Consider the following 1,501-nt stretch of genomic DNA (forward strand, 5'->3'; position numbering starts at 1 on the left):
TTCGTATTATAAGGTCAGCCAGATATGAAAATATTTCTGGTTGACCATTTTTTATATGGTCTTATTATAACGGTAGCCGGGGTAAAACGTAACTGCCCGTGGGACCTGGATCCCGTCAGCTAAACAGTTTGCCCCCTACTTGTAGAAAACATGATTGAGGCTGGTTGGGACATAGATCTCGTATAACAAGCGAAGCTGTGACACTGCAAGAAGGACAAGGGGTACCGGCAAATAAAAGATTAGGAGATGATACAGTATGAATCCAGTCGTTGGTCTGGATATTTCAAAGGGGGAAAGTCAGGTTCAAGCTTTCGTCGATAAAGGCAAACCATTTCGTAAGAGCTTTAAAGTATCTCATACTCTTGAGGGACTTGGTTTACTTGTAGAGTTTCTAGAAGTTGTGCAGAAAGAAACAGGTATGAAGCCTCCTGTGATACTAGAAGCAACTGGACACTATCAAACACCAGTTGTCCAATATCTAGAGGAGCGTGGGTATTTATTAATTATTATTAACCCTTTAATTTCCTACAAGGCGAAAAGTTCAAGTTTAAGGAAAGTAAAGACTGATGCCGTGGATGCTTACCACCTCTGCGAGTTGTTTTATAAGGAGGAGTTAGAGCCGTATAAAAAGCGAGGGGTTCAGTTATTAAACCTTCGTAATCTCACGAGACAACACGAAAATATTACAGGCGTAATGATACAGACTAAGCTTCAATTTCAGGCTATTCTGGATCAGGTATTCCCTGAATATAGAGGAGTGTTCGGTGATTTATATTCTGTGGTATCACTCTTAACGTTAAAGGATTTTCCGTCATCTGAAGACATATTAGAGGCTAGTGATGAAACACTATCAAATAAGATCAAGGAATTATGTAAAAGTCGTTCAATCAGATGGGCCAATGAAAAAGCCTTACAATTAAAAAAGGCAGCAGCGCGCAATCCATTTGAAAAGACAGTCTACCAGAGTCATATCTTAAGCTTAGGTATGTACATTAACATTATTCTTCAATACAAAGAGCACCTATCCACGTTGGAGTCAGAGATAGATGCCCTCGCTAAAGAAGTTGAAGAATATAATATTATCAAATCTATCCCTGGTATCGGAGAAAAGATCGCGGCAACGATCATTTCTGAAATTGGCGAGATAGATCGATTTACTGAGCCTAAAAAGCTCGTGGCTTTCGCTGGAGTAGACCCTAGTGTTTTCGAATCTGGCAAGTTTACTGCCACCAAAAACCGAATCACAAAAAGAGGATCCAGCAGGCTTCGTCACGCCCTATATATGGCTGTTCGTTGTGCTATACGTGACTGTCGCAAGAGCAAAACAAGCGATGAGATCATTCCTCGAAATAAGAAATTACGAGAATTCTATGATAAGAAACGCGAGGAAGGAAAACCATTTAAAGTAGCTGTAATTGCCTGTGTAAATAAGCTCTTACATTGGATATTTGCCCTTTTAAAGAACAGAACTACTTTCCAGGATATAGTATAGAAACAACAT

At 39.7% G+C, this 1,501-nt stretch carries 1 protein-coding gene; it reads left to right on the forward strand.

Annotated elements, in window-relative coordinates:
• Positions 1 to 256 precede the first annotated feature (256 nt).
• Positions 257 to 1,492, forward strand: a complete 1,236-nt coding sequence (locus CVD19_RS15935) for an IS110 family transposase (protein WP_101583213.1) — start codon at positions 257 to 259, stop codon at positions 1,490 to 1,492.
• Positions 1,493 to 1,501 lie beyond the last annotated feature (9 nt).

Origin of the sequence: Bacillus sp. T33-2, assembly GCF_002860205.1 — a bacterium.
In the GTDB taxonomy this organism is placed as follows: domain Bacteria; phylum Bacillota; class Bacilli; order Bacillales; family Cytobacillaceae; genus T33-2.

Excerpts from the sequence above, each read along its gene's own strand:
- CVD19_RS15935 (WP_101583213.1), top strand. The coding sequence starts at position 257 with ATGAATCCAGTCGTTGGTCTGGATATTTCAAAGGGGGAAAGTCAGGTT.